Source organism: Rudaeicoccus suwonensis (assembly GCF_007829035.1).
GTDB classification, from domain to species: domain Bacteria; phylum Actinomycetota; class Actinomycetes; order Actinomycetales; family Dermatophilaceae; genus Rudaeicoccus; species Rudaeicoccus suwonensis.
The window spans coordinates 430,141-445,780 of the sequence record NZ_VIVQ01000001.1; the positions used below are offsets into that span (position 1 = coordinate 430,141).

Genomic DNA, 15,640 nt, shown 5'->3' on the forward strand with positions numbered 1-15,640 from the left:
TGAGGCGCGGCGTCTCGGCATACAGAACGGTTGGTCTGCGCTCAGGTCGGCCACACGGCACACCGAGGTGTGGGTTTTACGCTTGGTTCATGGCGCAGCATGGTGAGTACACCGACCCCGGTGGCATCCCGCTGCCCGGCCGATTGCGATTCCTGCAAGGGGAGCCGGTCACCGAACCGCTGCCGATCGCTGAGTCGCTGCGTAACACCCCGTATCGCGATCCGCGGGCGATGGCCGCACCCGAGCAGGATGCCGCCACTCGCAAGGCCCTCGAACTTGCCGTCCGCGTCGGCGAACTCATGCTGCGCTGCGGTGCCGGCACCCGCGACGTCGAATCGGCAGTCGTCGCCGTCGCCGCAGCGGCCGGTCTGCGGCGGCTCGAGGTCGACATCACCAACCAGTCGCTGCTCGTGCAAGCACCCGCACCCTCGGGCACCCCGGTCACGATGCTGCGGGTCGTGCGATCCAACACGCGTGACTTCGCGCGCCTGACCTCCGTGCACGGGCTCGTCGAAGAGCTCGTCAGAGGTGGCATCGACGACGTCGACGCCGCGATGAGACGGTTGCGCCGGATCCAGCGCACCTCCCGGCTCTACCCGCGGTGGCTGATCAGTCTTGGCTACGCCGGTCTTGCCGGCTCGGTGTGTGCGCTGCTGGGCGGACACACCATGGCGATCGTCGTGGCGGTGGTGTCGGCACTGCTGGTGGACCGGATCGGCAGAGAGCTGAGCAAGCGCGCGATTCCCTCGTTCTATGCGGCTGCTGCTGGGGGAGCCATCTCGGTGGTTCTTGCGTGGGCGGGATATCTCGTTGCCGCGCACGGGTGGCTGGGGTTGCACATGACGGCGGCCGACTTCGCATATGCAGTCTCCTCAGGCATCGTCGTGCTGCTGCCCGGCCGGGCGATGGCCTCCGCCGTGGAGGATGCGATCACCGGATATCCGGTCACTGGCGCGGGTCGTCTGCTGACGGTCTTTCTGTCGACCAGCGGGATCATCGTCGGCGTCGCCGCTGGACTGTCGATCACCCTGCGGCTTGATGGTGCCCTCGACTTGCACCTCACCGCGCCCAAGGCATTGCAGTTCGGCTCGGCGGCCGCAAGCGTCTGGTTGCAGACGGTGTGCGGTGTCATCGGTGGTGTCAGCAGCGCGGTCACCTTGCGGGTCATGCCAAAGCACCTGCTGCTCGCCGGTGTGCTCGGTGGGCTCGGGCTTTTCCTGGCGGCCGCGCTGCCGCAGTACCTCGGCACCGGCGCGACGACGGCCGTCGCAGTGGCGGCGATCTGTGCCGGAGTGCTCGGACGGATCCTCGGGCTGCGGCTGGGTGCACCCGCGCTCGTGGTGGTCGTGCCGGCGGTGTCGCCCTTGCTGCCGGGTCTGAGCATCTTCCGTGGCATGTACGAAGCCGTGGCCGGCAGCATCGTCAGCACCTCGGTCACGACGCAAGGGCAGGCGATCGCAACCATGATGGGTGCGGCCGCGACGGCGCTGGCGATCAGCACCGGAGTGGTGCTGGGGGATGTCGTGTCGGCGCCCTTCGACCAGCGTGTGCTGCGCCGAGGTCGCACCCGCCGACGCTGACACGCGATTGCCGCCGGGGCTGGCCGCTCGGGTCCCTTGGTCGGGTCGCTCGCTACGCCGCTTACCCTGTTCGCCGCTCGCCGCTCGGCGCTTGCACACGTCGCCGAATCGGCGACTTTCGTCCGCCGCGTCTGGCGTCACGTGCACACGTCGCCGAATCGGCGACTTGTGTGTGACTGGTGGTGCTGGTGGGTGTGTGGTGTCTGGTGGGGCGTTGAGATCGACCGGATCGGCGACTTTCGTGCCGCATCTGGTGTCGACGGGCGAAAGCTCGAGATTTGCCGGATCCTGCACGCAGCCGATCCCGGCGAGATGTCAGCATTTGTCGCGTTCTGTGTGCCGCCGACCTCGAGATGTCAGTTTTGCCGGTCCCAGGACATCGTGTCCCCACGAGATATCAGCATGTGCCGGTTTACCCGATCGGGTACCGGCCAAGATCGACATCTCGCAGTTTGTGGCGGGCGCTCCCAACGCCACCTGCGCGATACGCCACCGAATCGGCGTTTCGTGTGTGACAGATGGTGCTGATGGCTGGGGTGGGTCGTGTGGAGTGCCATGTTCGACCGCATCGGCGAGTCATGTGTGGGCGTCGACCGCGAGATGTCAGCATGTGCCGGTTCACCCGATCTGGTACCGGCCAAGATCGACATCTCGCAGTTCGTGGCGGGCGCTCCCAACGCCACCTGCGCGATACGTCACCGAATCGGCGTTTCGTGTGTGACAGATGATGCTGATGGCTGGGGTGGGTCGTGTGGAGTGCCATGTTCGACCGCATCGGCGAGTTGAGTCTGGCGCCCGTCGGCCAGCGGCGGGACAGCGTTTGAACCGGTGCCGCACGCGCGCAGGCCGACGGTTCGTAGGCAGCACGGGCGGGCCGATGGTTTGTGTGCCACGCGCGGGCTGAGGTTTGTGTGCCGCACGCTCGACACGTATGACGACACAGCACTCCACCGCCCACCTGCCGACGTTGACGACGAGCGACTCCACCGCCCACCTGCTCGACGTTGACGACGAGCGGCTCCACCGCCCACCTGCTCGGCCTTCCGCGGGCGCGGCGGTGTGTCTCTCGTATCGGCCCCTTGTGGGTGGCCACACGTCTCGGATCGGCGGTTCGGAGCATCTGCTGCGGCATACGTGCGACATGTCTGCGACTTTTTCTGGGAGCTTCCGGGCGCGTTGTCCACGCTGGCTCGCACGGACGCATGCCTGGCTTCTCACCCGGAATGGCGGGGGTTTCGGCGGGTAAGAGGTGAATTACATGAGTGTGATTTAACTGCGAAATGCAAGCCGACACGCCGACGATGAACCGATTTAGTCGAGTTTCACCTTGTGTCACACCAGTCCATCCCGTAACGTGATTTTGCCTTCGAGCGTCGTTGACTCCGGAATCGGGAAGCCGCGGCGGTTCGGCATACAACTGCATATCGCTTCCCAAATTCACGCGCCCGAACGTCGAACCTCGAGGGCGCACAGCGCGCCACCACAGGGCGTTGAGGAGGGCGGGGGAACCACTTTCGGCGCCGCATTCGGCGCCTTGGGGTCAAGCCGGCATCCACCGGCCGAGCACCTGACAGCTCGAACCCGACAGCTCACCCCGCAGACGTTCGTCAGGAAAGGACACATCTCTTGCGTTACGCACCAAGGCACAAGGTCGATCGCCCGTCCGCCATAGGTCGTCGCACCGTCGGTGTGATGATGGCATCCGCGGCAACTGTCGGTGCCGGCCTGTCGACCGCCTCCCACGCCAAGGCGGACACGCCGTGGAACGTCTGGGATCGCGTCGCCACCTGTGAATCGGGCAACAACTGGTCGATCAACACCGGCAACGGCTTCTACGGTGGTCTGCAGTTCACGCAGCAGACTTGGCTCGCCTTCGGCGGTGGCCAGTACGCCTCCAGCGCGCAGTACGCCACGCGGGACCAGCAGATCCTCGTCGCGCAGGCGACGTTGCGGGCGCAGGGTCCCGGTGCCTGGCCAGTGTGCTCGGTGCGCGCCGGCCTCACCCGCGCCAACGGTCTGGCCGTCGTCGTCGGTGGTGGTACCTCCACACCCACTCCGACCCCGACACCGGCGCCCACGCCGAAGCCGACTCCCACCCCGACCAAGCCGGTCACGAGCAGCGGTGCGCTCGTCATCGACGGCATCCCCGGTCCGCTCACCACGCGTGCGGCACAGCAGTGGCTCGGTGTTCGTCAGGACGGCGCAAGTTGGCTGCCGGCCGACTACAACACGGTCGTCGCCCTGCAGGCAAAGGTCGGTGTCACCCGCGACGGCATCATCGGACCGGTAACCACGGCGGCGTTGCAGCGCTACCTCGGTATGCCGCGCAACGGTGCGTCCTCGATTCAGGGCACCACGGCGATGGCGCTGCAGCGTTTCCTGAACAGCCGCATGTGATCGACGGCTTCTTGCACGACTACCCGCCTCGGCGCCGACTCGGCCCTGGGCGGGTTCGTCGTTCGTCTGCGCCGGTATGACGCGGACAGGCCCGCGCGCGTATGTCGGTAGCTGGTCGCCCTGTGCCGGGATCATCCGCTGTGGCCGCTCGCTCACCCGCGAATTCGCGACGACGTCCATCGCCGGTAACATCTGCAGGCGGCACGCACGTGGACTTGATCCGAGGCGGCCACGCCGGTGTAGCTCAGTTGGTAGAGCGCTTCACTTGTAATGAAGATGTCGCGGGTTCGACTCCTGTCACCGGCTCCACGGCGCTAACAGCGCCAGCACTGCGATCTACGGCAAAATCCCTGCGATTCCGCCACTGTAGGCCCCATGAGCGTCACGGCACTCTTCGTGTCGGTCGGGTTCGGGGCGGTCGCGCCACCAGGAGCGGTGCAGGTGGAAACGGCGCCCGTTGGTCGTCTCGCTGATCTCCGCACGATCTACTACGTGTCGTAGTAATTCTACTACGGGTGCGTGCCCGGTGATGGGCGTTCGCCGATTGTCGATGGCTGCTAGAAATGGCGGATGACGACTGCGGCATACGGCTCATGGACCTCCCCGCTGACGACGGCGGAACTGACATCTTCCGGCGTCGGCCTGAGTGAGGTGCAGGTCGACGGTCATGATGCCTACTGGCTCGAATCCCGCCCGAGCGAGGGTGGCCGGACGACGCTGATGCGGTTGCGGGGCGGCGAGGCCGTCGAGATGACCCCGGCGCCGGCGCATGTGCGTTCGATGGTGCACGAGTACGGCGGTCGGCCGTATGCCGTCGGTGGTGGTGTCGTGGTCTTCTCCGACGTGCGCGACGGCCGGCTGTGGCTCATTGAGGAAGACGCCGCACCTCGCGCGATCACCGTCGATCTGGGAGGTCCGGTGTTGCGCTACGCAGACCTTGAGGTCGACGCTGCGCGCCGCCGGGTGCTGGCGGTGCGCGAAGACCACCGCGGTGATGGCGAGGCCGTCAACACGATCGTGTCCGTCGATCTGGACGGAGCCCCGGGTGAGGGATCTGTGCTGGTCGACGGCTCGGATTTCGTTGCAGCGCCGCGTCTTTCACCCGACGGCGCACGTATGGCGTGGCTGACCTGGCAGCACCCGTCGATGCCATGGGACGCGACCGTGCTGTGGGTAGGGGATCACGACGCCGGTGGCGCCTCCGCGCTGGTGGGTCAGGATGCACCGCAGTCGGTCGCTGAGATCGGCTGGCTGGCTGATGGCTCCCTGGCGTATTCCACTGATATCAGCGGCTATTGGAACCTGCACGTCGACGGCCAGTCGATCCATCCGGTCGACAACGACTGCGCGGATCCGGCGTGGGTGTTTGGAATCCGCGGCTGGTGCGAACTGCCCGACGGGCGCATCGCTCTGCGTGTGTGGCGCGATGGACGAGCGCACGTGGCCCTCGTCCATCGTGACGGGCAAGCGGCGGTCGAGCTGGGTGCAGCACTCGCCACTGTTGATTCGATGGCGGTATGGCGCCAAAGCCTCTTGCTGAAAGCAGGTTTCGACGATCGAAGCGCAGCACTGATCACACTCGATCCCAATCGGCCTGGCGATTCGGAGCGTCACATCATCCGTGACTCCAGCACGCGACAGGCCGATCCGGCATACGTGCCCACGCCTGAACCGGTCACCTGGACCAATGCTGCCGGTCACGAGGTGCACGGGTTCTATTACGCGCCGCGCAACCCGCTGTTCGACGGTCCGGCCGACGAGCGACCTCCGCTGTTGGTTGCATCCCATGGCGGCCCGACATCGATGTCGCCGCCCGAATACTCCTCGCTGTTTGCCTTCTGGACCAGTCGTGGCATCGCGATCCTGGACGTCAACTACGGTGGCAGCACCGGCCGTGGGCGCGCGTATCGTGAACGTTTACAAAGTAATTGGGGCGTCGTCGACGTCGACGATTGCTGTTCTGGAGCACAGTCGCTCGCCGATCGGGGTCTGGTCGACGGTCACAGGATGGCCATCTTCGGCGGCAGCGCCGGTGGCTTCACCACGCTTGCCTGCTTGGCGTTCCGCGACACCTTCGCGATGGGCATCAGCCTCTACGGCATCGGCGATCTGGAGACGCTGGTGCGTGACACTCACAAGTTCGAGTCGCGTTACTGCGACGGGCTGATCGGGCCGTACCCGCAGCAGCGCGAGCTGTATGTCGAGCGCTCTCCGATCAACCACGTCGATGATCTGGACTGCGCGATGTTGCTGTTGCAGGGCGCCGACGACAAAGTGGTGCCGCCCAATCAGGCGACCGCGATGGCGGATGCCGTTCGTGCCAAGGGCAAACCGGTCGCTCTGCAGATCTACGACGGCGAAGGCCACGGGTTTCGTGACGCCACGAACATCCGGGCGTCATACGAGGCGATGTTGTCGTTCATGGGGCAGGTCTTCGGATTCACCCCTGCCGACGACCTCGCGCCGCTGCACGTCGACAACCTCTGAGGTGAAGCGGGCGCTGCGACATACCGAATGGACGGAAGTCGTCCTCAGCGCTCGCCAGCAGGCACAATGATCGCCGTGACGATGCACTTCGACGACTATCAGGCCGCCCCCAAGCGCTACGACTCGATGACCTACCGCCGTTGCGGCACAAGCGGATTGGACCTTCCGGCCATCTCCCTCGGCCTCTGGCACAACTTCGGCGACGACGTGCCGTTGGAGCGCCAGCGGGCGATCCTGCGCCGGGCGTTCGACCTCGGGGTCACGCACTTCGACCTGGCGAACAACTACGGCCCGCCATACGGTTCGGCCGAGCGCAACTTCGGCACGATCTTCGCCCAGGATTTCAAGCGCTATCGCGACGAACTGATCATCTCGACCAAGGCGGGCTACGACATGTGGCCAGGGCCGTACGGCCAGGGTGGTGGGTCGCGCAAGTATCTGCTCGCCTCGCTCGACCAGTCGCTGCAGCGGATGGGCGTCGACTACGTCGACATCTTCTACAGTCACCGATTCGACGAGTCGACTCCGCTGCTGGAGACGCTCGGCGCGCTCGACACCGCGGTGCGACAGGGCAAGGCGCTGTATGTCGAAATCTCGTCCTACAGCGGTGACCGCACGCGTGAGGCCGTCAAGATCCTGCGCGAGATGGGCACGCCACTGCTGATCCACCAACCGTCATACTCGATGCTCAACCGGTGGGTCGAGGAGGATCTGCTAGACGTCCTGGGCGTGAATGGCGTTGGCTGCATTGCTTTTTCGCCGCTCGCGCAGGGGATGCTGACGGCGAAGTACCTCAAGGGTGTGCCGGAGGGTTCGCGCGCGTCGCAGGGCAAGTCGCTGGACCGCAAGCTGCTGACCGAAGAGTCGCTCAAGCACATCCGCGCGTTGAACCGCATCGCAAAGACGCGGGGTCAGAGTCTGGCGCAGATGGCGCTGGCCTGGACGCTGCGCGACAAGCGGGTCACGTCGGCGCTGGTCGGTGCATCGAGTGTGGCGCAGCTGGAGGACAACCTCGGTGCGCTCAAGAACCTGGACTTCACCGACGATGAGCTCACCAAGATCGACAAGCACGCCGTCGAGGCCGGAATCAACCTGTGGAAGAAGTCCTCGGACAAGTAGGTCCGCTGGGAGAGGCCGCTATTCCGCGGCAACCCCGATATTCGATGTTCGACACCAGGGCTTCAATAACGGCCCTGGTGTCGAATATCGAGCAAGAGCGAGCGCGAGCAGACGCGCGTGGACGGGTCTTGGTCGCTGTGGGTCAGCGCGGGGGCATGCGCAGCGCGCCGTCGAGGCGGATGACCTCGCCGTTCAGCATCGCGTTGTCGACGATGTGCGCGACCAGCGAGGCGTATTCGTCCGGCTTGCCGAGACGCGACGGGTGCGGCACCTGCTGCTCCAGCACCGTGCGGAACTTCTCGTCGAGACCGGCCAGCATCGGCGTCTCGAAGGTGCCGGGCGCGATGGTCATGACGCGGATCGCCTTGTCAGCCAGGTCGCGCGCGGCGGGCAGGGTCAAACCCGCGACACCCGCCTTCGACGAGGCGTATGCCGCCTGCCCCACCTGGCCGTCGATCGCCGCAACCGATGCGGTCATCACCACGACGCCACGGTCGCCGTCGGCAGGCTCGTTCTCGGCCATCGCCGTCGCAGCAAGCCGCAGCACGTTGAAGGTGCCGATCAGGTTGATCTCGATCACGCGCGCGTAGTCCGCCAGCGGCAGCGTGCCGCGCTTGCTCACGATGCGGCCGGGCGTCGCGACGCCCGCGCAGTTGACGACGACCCGCAGCTGCCCGAGCCCGGTTGCCGCGTCGACCGCCGCCTGAACCTGCAGCTCGTCACGCACATCGGTCGCGACGAAGACGACCCGGTCGCCGAGTTCGTCGGCGATGGCCTGACCGCGAGAGGACTCCAGGTCGGCGATCACGATCGCGGCGCCGTCGGCGTGCAGCCGTCGGGCCGTGGCCTCGCCGAGGCCGGATCCGGCGCCCGTCACCAGCGCGACAGTCGAATCGGTGATATTCATTGCTGCGAACCCTTCTGGTTGCTGATCTCGGCCAGCAGCTGGCGGGAGATCACCAGTCGCTGGATCTGGTTGGTGCCTTCGAAGATCTGGGTGACCTTCGCCTCGCGCATGAATCGCTCGGCGGGGAAGTCGCGGGTGTAACCGGCGCCGCCGAGCACCTGCACTGCGTCGGTGGTGACCTTCATGGCGGCATCGGTCGCCACGAGCTTCGCGACGGCCGCCTGTTTGCTGAACGGACGACCGGCATCCTTCAACCGCGCCGCATGCAGATAGGTCGCGCGCGCCGCGGTGGTCGAGGCCTCCATGTCGGCGAGCAGGAACGCCAGCCCCTGGAACTGCGCGATCGCCGTGCCGAACTGCTGGCGTTGCGCCGCGTATGCCGCAGCGAGATCGAGCGCGGACTGGGCCAGACCTGTTGCGGCTGCTGCGATTCCGAGTCGTCCGGCGTCGAGCGCCGCGAGCGCGATGTGCATGCCCTCGCCGCGTGCGCCGACCATCTCGTGCGCGCCGACCTCGACATCGTCATACGACACCTCGGCGACCGGATCCCCGGCGAGGCCCATCTTGCGTTCCGGCGCGCCGAAGCTGAGCCCGGCGCGGTCGGCAGGCACCACGAAGCACGACAGTCCCTTGCCGTCTGTGTCGTCGGTGCGCACGAACGACGTGTAGTAGTCGGCGTGCGCCGCGTGCGAGATCCAGCTCTTCGTGCCTCTGATTCGGTATGACGCGCCGTCCGGCGAGGCCGTCGCGCGGGTGCGCATGCTGCCGATGTCGGAGCCGGCCTCGCGTTCGGACAGGCAGTAAGCGCCGAGTGATTCGCCGCTCAGCATGGACGCCAGCATCGTCTCGCGCTGCTCGTCGGTGCCGTACATCGCGACGGGGAAGGCCGTCAGCGAGTGCACCGAGACCCCGACCGCCACGCTCATCCATGCGCTCGCGAGCTCCTCGACCACCTGCAGATAGACCTCGTACGGCTGACCGCCACCGCCGTAGGCCTCGTCGTACGGCAGGGAGAGAAGGCCGGCTCGGCCCAGGGTGCAGAACAACTCGCGCGGCGGAGTGGCGCTTGCCTCAGCGGCATCGACGGCTGGGGACAGCTCCCGTCGGGCGAGTTCGCGGGTGAGGTCGATCAGGTCGGCCGCATCGGCAGTGGGCAGTACGCGTTCGACCGGCATGACATCCGAGAGTAATCCGCATCACATTCGCGCCGGCCAGCGGGGCGCGAAAGGTTGCAAACCGAAAGATTTCCCGTCTACGATGCCGGTAGCCGTAAAAATTACGTCAATATCGAGTAGAGGTGAGCTAAATGGGCGTCTTTCCCCGAGTGCTGGTCGAGCAGGCACACAGCAGTGCATGGTCGCTGAGCCATGAGACCGCGGCGCGGATGAACCCCGCCAACCCCGAGGACAGCTCGCTGGTGCTGGCTGCCGAGGCGCTCACCTCGCGTGGTTTCGAGGTGGCCGGCCACTACGACGGCCAGATCGACTCCGAGGCCCTGCGTGGCACCGACGTCTTCGTCATCGACCACCCCTCCAGTCGTCACGCTGAGCGTGTCACCGGTGACCTGCCCGCCGTCTTCGCCGACGCCGAGCTCGACGCGATCACCGAATTCGTCCATGCCGGAGGCGGACTCGTCGTTCTCGCCGAGTGCGAGCAGGACACCTACGGCAACAACCTCAACGAGTTGCTCGCCCGCTTCGGCGTGCAGGTCGTCAGCACGACAGTGCACGAATCCGCTGCCAGCGGCCGCCGTCACCACGGCAATGCCACCTGGGTGCGCGCCGAGATAGCGGGCGGCCTGGGACAGGGCCTGCTGGCCGGTGTCGGCGAGGTCTGCTTCTACCGCGCCGGTGTGTTGGCGGTCGAGCCGGGCACCGACGCGCAGGTGCTGGCACGCACCAGCGCGACGGCATACCCCTCGCACGAGCCGCTGGCTGTCGCCGTGACGTATGGCGCAGGTCGTGTGGTCGTGCTTTCCGACTCCGACCTCATCGGCGACGACTCCATCGACGAACTGGACCACCGCAGGTTCTGGACCAACCTGGTGACCTGGGCCTCGGTCGGTTCGCGCCAGGCGCAGGACGTCACCTCCCTCGGCAGCGGCGTCGAGCGCTCCGCCGAATGGCGCAGCCTCAAGGCCGCAGTCGAGGAGCTACGGCTCATGCAGCGTAAGGACGGCTCGATCGACGCCGAGCAGCACGACCTCGCGCGTGCGGGTGCGCTCGTCGACACGATTGTCGCCGAAATCGCAGCACTGGCGCCGCGATTCCCCCACGATGCGGCATACCTCGCTGCGCTGCCCGGTGACTTCGCGACGTGGGTCGATGGCGGTTTCGGTGTGCCCGACTTCCTGGACTCCCTCGTGCTCTTCCGCCCCGACCAGTCGCGCGCCGACGGCATCGAGCACCTCGTCGTCTTCCCGATGTACACCCAGAACGGCAACCCGGACCGCGTCTTCGAGGCGCTGCTGTTGTCGGTCTCGTGGCCGGAATGGCTGGCCAAGGTCGAGGCGTCCTACGACAACCCGATGTTCCTGGCGGTCAACTTCATCGATTTCACCCCCGGTTATGACACCAACTCGGCGGTGCTCTTCCCCGAGACCGTCGCGGTGCGCGAGGTGCCGAAGTTCTACTGGGGTGCGATCTTCTGTGACCGCGAGGGTGCCCGTTTCCGTCGCGTCGTGACCGCCGCCTCGGAGCTGCTGTCACTGCAACTGCCGCCGGACGCCGAGCGCCTCGTGGGTTCGCAGGAGCTGGCGCAGTCGACCTTCGCCATGTGGGATCTCATCCACGACCGCACGCACAGCCACGGCGACCTGCCGTTCGACCCGTTCATGATCAAGCAGCGGATGCCGTTCTGGATGTACGCGCTCGAGGAGTTGCGCTGTGACCTCAACACCTTCCGCCAGGCGGTGAAACTCGAGGCCGAGGGTCAGCCGTACGCCCGATCTGTCCAGCTGGCAATCCTGTTCGACCGGTTGTTCCGTTTCCCGATCACCGGTGACCGGGTGCGCAACTACGACGGTCTCGGCGGCCAGCTGATGTTCGCCTACCTGCACAAGCACGACGCCCTGCACTGGACCGACAACAAGCTGTCCTTCGACTGGCGTCGGGTGCCCGAAGTCGTCGTCGCCCTGTGCGACGAGGTCGAGACGCTGTACCGCAGCGGCATCGACCGCTCCCGTGTCGGGCACTGGCTCGCGTCATACGAATTCGTGAGTTCGTATGTCGCACCCCACCCAGCCTCCACCTGGGCTCGTGGCGCTGATGCCCTCCCGCTGGACGGCCCGGTCAAGGAGCTCACCAACCTCGTGCAGCCGGACGAGTTCCCGCTCAACGTGTTCTACGAGGCCCTGCGCAAGAAGATGGCGACCGTCATCGCCTCGACCGCCGGTATCACCGCGGCGGACGAGGCCGCCGCGTGAGCGCGGATCTGACCGGTTCTGTGGTCGTGGTCGCCGGTGCTGCCGGCGACCTCGGCCGTCCCACGGCGGCAGCCTGCGCGGCGGCCGGTGCGACGGTGATCGCGGCCGGCCGATCGGAGGACCGTCTCGACGAGGTCGTCGCCCTCGACCCGCAGCGGATCGTTGCTGCGGAGGTCGACCTGCTCGACGAGACCGCGACCGTCGCGTGGGGCCGCAGCGTGCTCGCCGAGCACGGCCGGGTAGACGGCCTGCTGCACCTGGTCGGAGGCTGGCGTGGTGGTCAACCGATCGTCGAATCCGACTCTGCCGACTGGGCTTTCCTGCACGGCAACATCATCCGCACCTTGCAGAACACCACCCGCGCATTCCGTGACGCGCTTGAGGTCGGTCCCCACGGCCGTATGGCGATCGTCTCCACGACCGGGCTGGCCAAGCCGAAGCAGACCAATGCGGCATACCTGACGGCGAAGGCCGGCGCCGAGATGTGGCTGCAGTGTGTGGCCGAGTCCTTCCGCGACACCAATGCCGCCGCCAGCATCGTGCGGGTCATGGCGCTGGTGACCCCGCAGATGCAGGCCGCCAAACCTGAGGGATACAAGTCGTATTCGCCGGTGGGTCAGGTCGCGGACTGGATGGTCGACCTCTTCGGCCGCCCGGTCGCAGAGGTCAACGGTCTCACTGAGAGCATGAAACGGTGACTCAGGCACTCGACACCGACTTCGCCCCGCTGCACGATCCAACCGTCCGTGGTTTCGCCAGCGACAACTACTCCGGCATCCACCCCGAGGTGCTGGCCGCGATCGTGCGCGCCAACGGTGGTCATCAGACGGCCTACGGCGACGACGTCTACACCGAGCATCTCCAGGACGTCTTCCGGTCGCACTTCGGGCCTTGCGTCGAGGCGTTCCCGGTGTTCAACGGCACCGGCGCCAACGTCGTTGCGTTGCAAGCGGTGACCCAGCGCTGGGAGTCGGTCATCTGCACCTCGTCGGCGCACATCCACGTCGACGAGTGCGCGGCCCCCGAGCGCATGGGCGGGTTCAAGCTGATGTTGGTGGCCACACCCGACGGCAAGCTCACGCCCGAGTTGATCGACACCATCGCGGTGCGCGAGGGCGACGAGCACCACGCTCAACCCAAGGTGGTCTCGATCACCCAGACGACAGAACTCGGCACGGCATACTCGGTGGAGCAGATCCGAGCCATCGCCGAGCACGTGCACGAGCGCGGCTGGGTGCTGCACGTCGACGGCTCACGGCTGTCGAATGCCGCTGCCACGCTTGGTGTTTCGTTCAAGGCGATGATCACCGACACCGGCGTCGACATCGTGTCCTTCGGCGGCACCAAGAATGGCCTCATGGTCGGGGAGGCTGTGCTGGTGCTCAACCCGGACGCCGTGTCTGGCATGAAATACCTGCGCAAACAGTCGATGCAGCTGGCATCCAAGATGCGCTTCGTCTCCGCGCAACTGGAGGCGCTGCTCACCGACGAGCTCTACCTGCGTAATGCGTCGCATTCCAACGCGATGGCGCAACGGCTGGCGGCTGCGGTGCGTGACCTGCCCGGTCTGACGATTCCGCGTCCGGTGCAGGCCAATGCGGTCTTCGCGGTGCTCCCGCAGGATGTCTCGCTGCGTCTGATGGAGCAATTCAAGTTCTACTTCTGGGACGAGGCCACGGGCGAGGTTCGCTGGATGTGTTCCTTCGACACGACCGAGGCTGATGTCGATGCCTTTGCAGCCGCGATTCGTGCCGAACTGACAGTCTGAGTGGACACACCCACCACCCCCGCGGACGCGGAAATCGCAGCGAACTGACAGGCTACGTCTATAGACCTAACCGATCGTTCAGTTAGCTTCGCCACATGGTGGGTGTGCTGGTGGCAGTGGGGCTGCTGTATCTCGTCTCGTGCGTGACCGTCGTGTCGATCTTCGTGCGCACCTTCCGTCGGGAGGAGCCGTTGGTGCAGCCGACGGCTGACCACGAGCCGCCGGGTCTGCGACTGATTCGCGAGGACCCGCAGCAGCAGCGCTCTTTCGACAGCGTCGCCTGACTCGCGAGGGCGAGCGCCGTTCGGCTCATGCTGGCTGCGAGATCATTCGGGAACGGCGTCCGCGATCGACTCGACGACCGGCGCAAGCTGTGGTCGCTTTGCCGTGCGCGCATCGCCGGAGCTGCGTCCTTGCAGTCGTCGGCGCACCCACGGCGCGAGATGACCGGCCACCCATGCGGCGTGACCTCCGATAGCCTCTGCGACCGAAAGCTGTTGCGGCTCAAGCGATTCACTCCAAGGGCGTTCGCCGTGACCGCCGTTGAGGGCCCACAACGCCTGTGCCGCGACGCGGGTGTGTCCCTCGCTGGACAGGTGGATTCGATCGGCGCCCCACATCCGCGGGTCACGCAACGCACGCATCGAAAACATGTCGATGACGAAGCATCCGTGCCGCTGCGCGATCGCCCAGACGTTCGTGGCATGTATGGCGCAGCGAGGTCGCACCACCTTCAGCACCGGAGCGCTCCCGGGGTCGGCCGTTGTCGCCAGAATCACGTCGCAGCCGGCTTCGCGCAACCGGATCACGGCCGCCTCCAGTCGATCCGCGATGGCGTCGAGGTCGGCATGCGGGCGCAGGATGTCGTTGCCGCCGCCCACGATGCTGACCAGATCCGGTCGCATGGACAGCGCTGTGTCCAACTGGGGCCCGACGACGTCGTCGAGCAGCCGGCCGCGCACGGCCAGGTTGGCGTAGTCGAAGCGTTCCCCGTCGCGGTCAGCGGCGAGGCGCTGCGCCAAGCGGTCCGCCCAGCCGATGAACTCGTCCGGCCGCTGCGGGTCGGGGTCGACCATGCCTTCGGTGAACGAGTCGCCGACAGCGACGTAGCGCCGCCACGGTTTCGTCGTCGGCGTGGTTGGTGACGGCACGGTTGTGGTCGGTCGATGCACGGTGGATGCCGTTGCAACAGCTGATGCTGCGGCGTCCGTCACCCCGGTCACGGCAGACTCCAGTCGATCGGGTCGGCGCCCTGCGCGACGAGCAGCTCGTTGACGCGGCTGAACGGGCGTGAACCGAAGAACCCCGACCGCGCCGAAAGCGGTGACGGATGGGCGCTTTCGACATACGGCACGGCCCCCAGTTGCGGCGCGAGATTGCGCGCGTCGCGACCCCACAGGATTGCCGCGAGCGGCCCGCCTCGCCCGACGAGGCCGCTGATCGCCGCGGCTGTCACATGCTCCCAGCCGATGCCGCGGTGGCTGGCGGGTGCGCCCGGGCGCACGGTGAGCACCCTGTTGAGCAGCAGCACACCGCGATCGGCCCATGGGCCGAGGTCACCGGTCGTGGGCCGGGTGCAACCGAGGTCCTCGCACATCTCCTGGTAGATGTTTGCCAGGCTGCGCGGAATCGGGCTCACGTGCGGGGCGACCGAGAACGACAGACCCACCGCGTGACCCGGTGTGGGGTAAGGGTCCTGACCGACGATGAGCACCCGGACGCGGTCCAACGGGGTGGTGAATGCGCGCAGCACATGGTCGCCGGCCGGCAGGTAGCCACGACCTGCCGCGACCTCCGCCCGCAGGAAGTCACCGCAGCCGGCGATCCTGTCGGCGACCGGTTCGAGCACAGGCAGCCACGACTCGTCGATGAGGTCGGGCAGGGGGCGCACCGTCATACGAACCAACCTAGACGGGCGTCCGGAGTGCGTCGGATCACCCCTGCGGATCCCACTAGAC

General features: G+C 66.6%; 13 protein-coding genes, 1 tRNA gene and 1 riboswitch. Of the genes, 10 read left to right on the top strand and 4 right to left on the bottom strand.

Features of this window, described 5'->3' with window-relative positions; translation table 11 throughout:
• Positions 1–89 precede the first annotated feature (89 nt).
• The 6 genes from BKA23_RS02080 (at position 90) to mgrA (ending at position 7,583) form a co-directional block, all read left to right on the top strand.
• Positions 90–1,580, top strand: a complete 1,491-nt coding sequence (locus BKA23_RS02080) for a threonine/serine exporter family protein (RefSeq protein WP_145225039.1) — start codon at positions 90–92, stop codon at positions 1,578–1,580.
• Between the two features lie 1,478 nt (positions 1,581–3,058).
• Positions 3,059–3,198, top strand: a riboswitch (cyclic di-AMP (ydaO/yuaA leader).
• Positions 3,199–3,206: 8 nt separating this feature from the next.
• Entirely contained in the window at positions 3,207–3,977 is a 771-nt protein-coding gene (locus BKA23_RS18075) for a transglycosylase family protein (RefSeq protein ID WP_281287519.1), read from the top strand.
• Positions 3,978–4,210: 233 nt separating this feature from the next.
• Positions 4,211–4,286, top strand: a tRNA-Thr gene (locus BKA23_RS02090).
• A 66-nt stretch (positions 4,287–4,352) separates the two neighbouring features.
• On the top strand, positions 4,353–4,478 hold the full coding sequence (locus tag BKA23_RS18080; protein WP_281287520.1) for a hypothetical protein: 126 nt from the start codon (positions 4,353–4,355) through the stop codon (positions 4,476–4,478).
• Positions 4,479–4,547: 69 nt separating this feature from the next.
• A complete protein-coding gene (locus tag BKA23_RS02095; RefSeq protein ID WP_145225041.1) occupies positions 4,548–6,464 on the top strand; it encodes a S9 family peptidase in 1,917 nt (638 codons plus the stop codon).
• A gap of 81 nt (positions 6,465–6,545) precedes the next feature.
• A complete protein-coding gene (mgrA, locus tag BKA23_RS02100; protein WP_145228102.1) occupies positions 6,546–7,583 on the top strand; it encodes an L-glyceraldehyde 3-phosphate reductase in 1,038 nt (345 codons plus the stop codon).
• A 142-nt stretch (positions 7,584–7,725) separates the two neighbouring features.
• Here mgrA and BKA23_RS02105 read toward each other — a convergent pair whose 3' ends face one another.
• Entirely contained in the window at positions 7,726–8,490 is a 765-nt protein-coding gene (locus BKA23_RS02105) for an SDR family NAD(P)-dependent oxidoreductase (protein WP_145225043.1), read from the bottom strand.
• Complete coding sequence (locus BKA23_RS02110; RefSeq protein WP_145225045.1) at positions 8,487–9,665, bottom strand: acyl-CoA dehydrogenase family protein; 1,179 nt, start codon at positions 9,663–9,665, stop codon at positions 8,487–8,489. Before BKA23_RS02110 ends, BKA23_RS02105 begins: the two co-directional genes overlap by 4 nt.
• Before the next feature lie 131 nt (positions 9,666–9,796).
• On the opposite strand from BKA23_RS02110, the gene BKA23_RS02115 reads away from it, so the two are divergent.
• The 4 genes from BKA23_RS02115 (at position 9,797) to BKA23_RS02130 (ending at position 13,966) form a co-directional block, all read left to right on the top strand.
• Positions 9,797–11,914, top strand: coding sequence for a DUF6421 family protein (locus BKA23_RS02115; RefSeq protein WP_145225047.1), 2,118 nt, complete (start codon positions 9,797–9,799; stop codon positions 11,912–11,914).
• Positions 11,911–12,612 carry an SDR family NAD(P)-dependent oxidoreductase gene (locus BKA23_RS02120; protein ID WP_145225049.1) on the top strand — a complete coding sequence of 234 codons (702 nt, stop codon included), beginning with the start codon at positions 11,911–11,913 and terminating at the stop codon, positions 12,610–12,612. The genes BKA23_RS02115 and BKA23_RS02120 overlap by 4 nt, the downstream gene beginning before the upstream one ends.
• The gene (locus BKA23_RS02125) at positions 12,609–13,682 is read left to right on the top strand and encodes a threonine aldolase family protein (RefSeq protein WP_145225051.1); all 1,074 of its coding nucleotides are present in this window, start codon (positions 12,609–12,611) and stop codon (positions 13,680–13,682) included. Before BKA23_RS02120 ends, BKA23_RS02125 begins: the two co-directional genes overlap by 4 nt.
• A gap of 95 nt (positions 13,683–13,777) precedes the next feature.
• Positions 13,778–13,966 carry a hypothetical protein gene (locus tag BKA23_RS02130; RefSeq protein ID WP_145225053.1) on the top strand — a complete coding sequence of 63 codons (189 nt, stop codon included), beginning with the start codon at positions 13,778–13,780 and terminating at the stop codon, positions 13,964–13,966.
• A 42-nt stretch (positions 13,967–14,008) separates the two neighbouring features.
• Here BKA23_RS02130 and BKA23_RS02135 read toward each other — a convergent pair whose 3' ends face one another.
• Together BKA23_RS02135 and BKA23_RS02140 are read right to left on the bottom strand one after the other, a co-directional pair.
• On the bottom strand, positions 14,009–14,905 hold the full coding sequence (locus tag BKA23_RS02135; RefSeq protein WP_246104406.1) for an SGNH/GDSL hydrolase family protein: 897 nt from the start codon (positions 14,903–14,905) through the stop codon (positions 14,009–14,011).
• On the bottom strand, positions 14,902–15,579 hold the full coding sequence (locus BKA23_RS02140; RefSeq protein WP_145225055.1) for a uracil-DNA glycosylase: 678 nt from the start codon (positions 15,577–15,579) through the stop codon (positions 14,902–14,904). Before BKA23_RS02140 ends, BKA23_RS02135 begins: the two co-directional genes overlap by 4 nt.
• Positions 15,580–15,640: the final 61 nt, after the last annotated feature.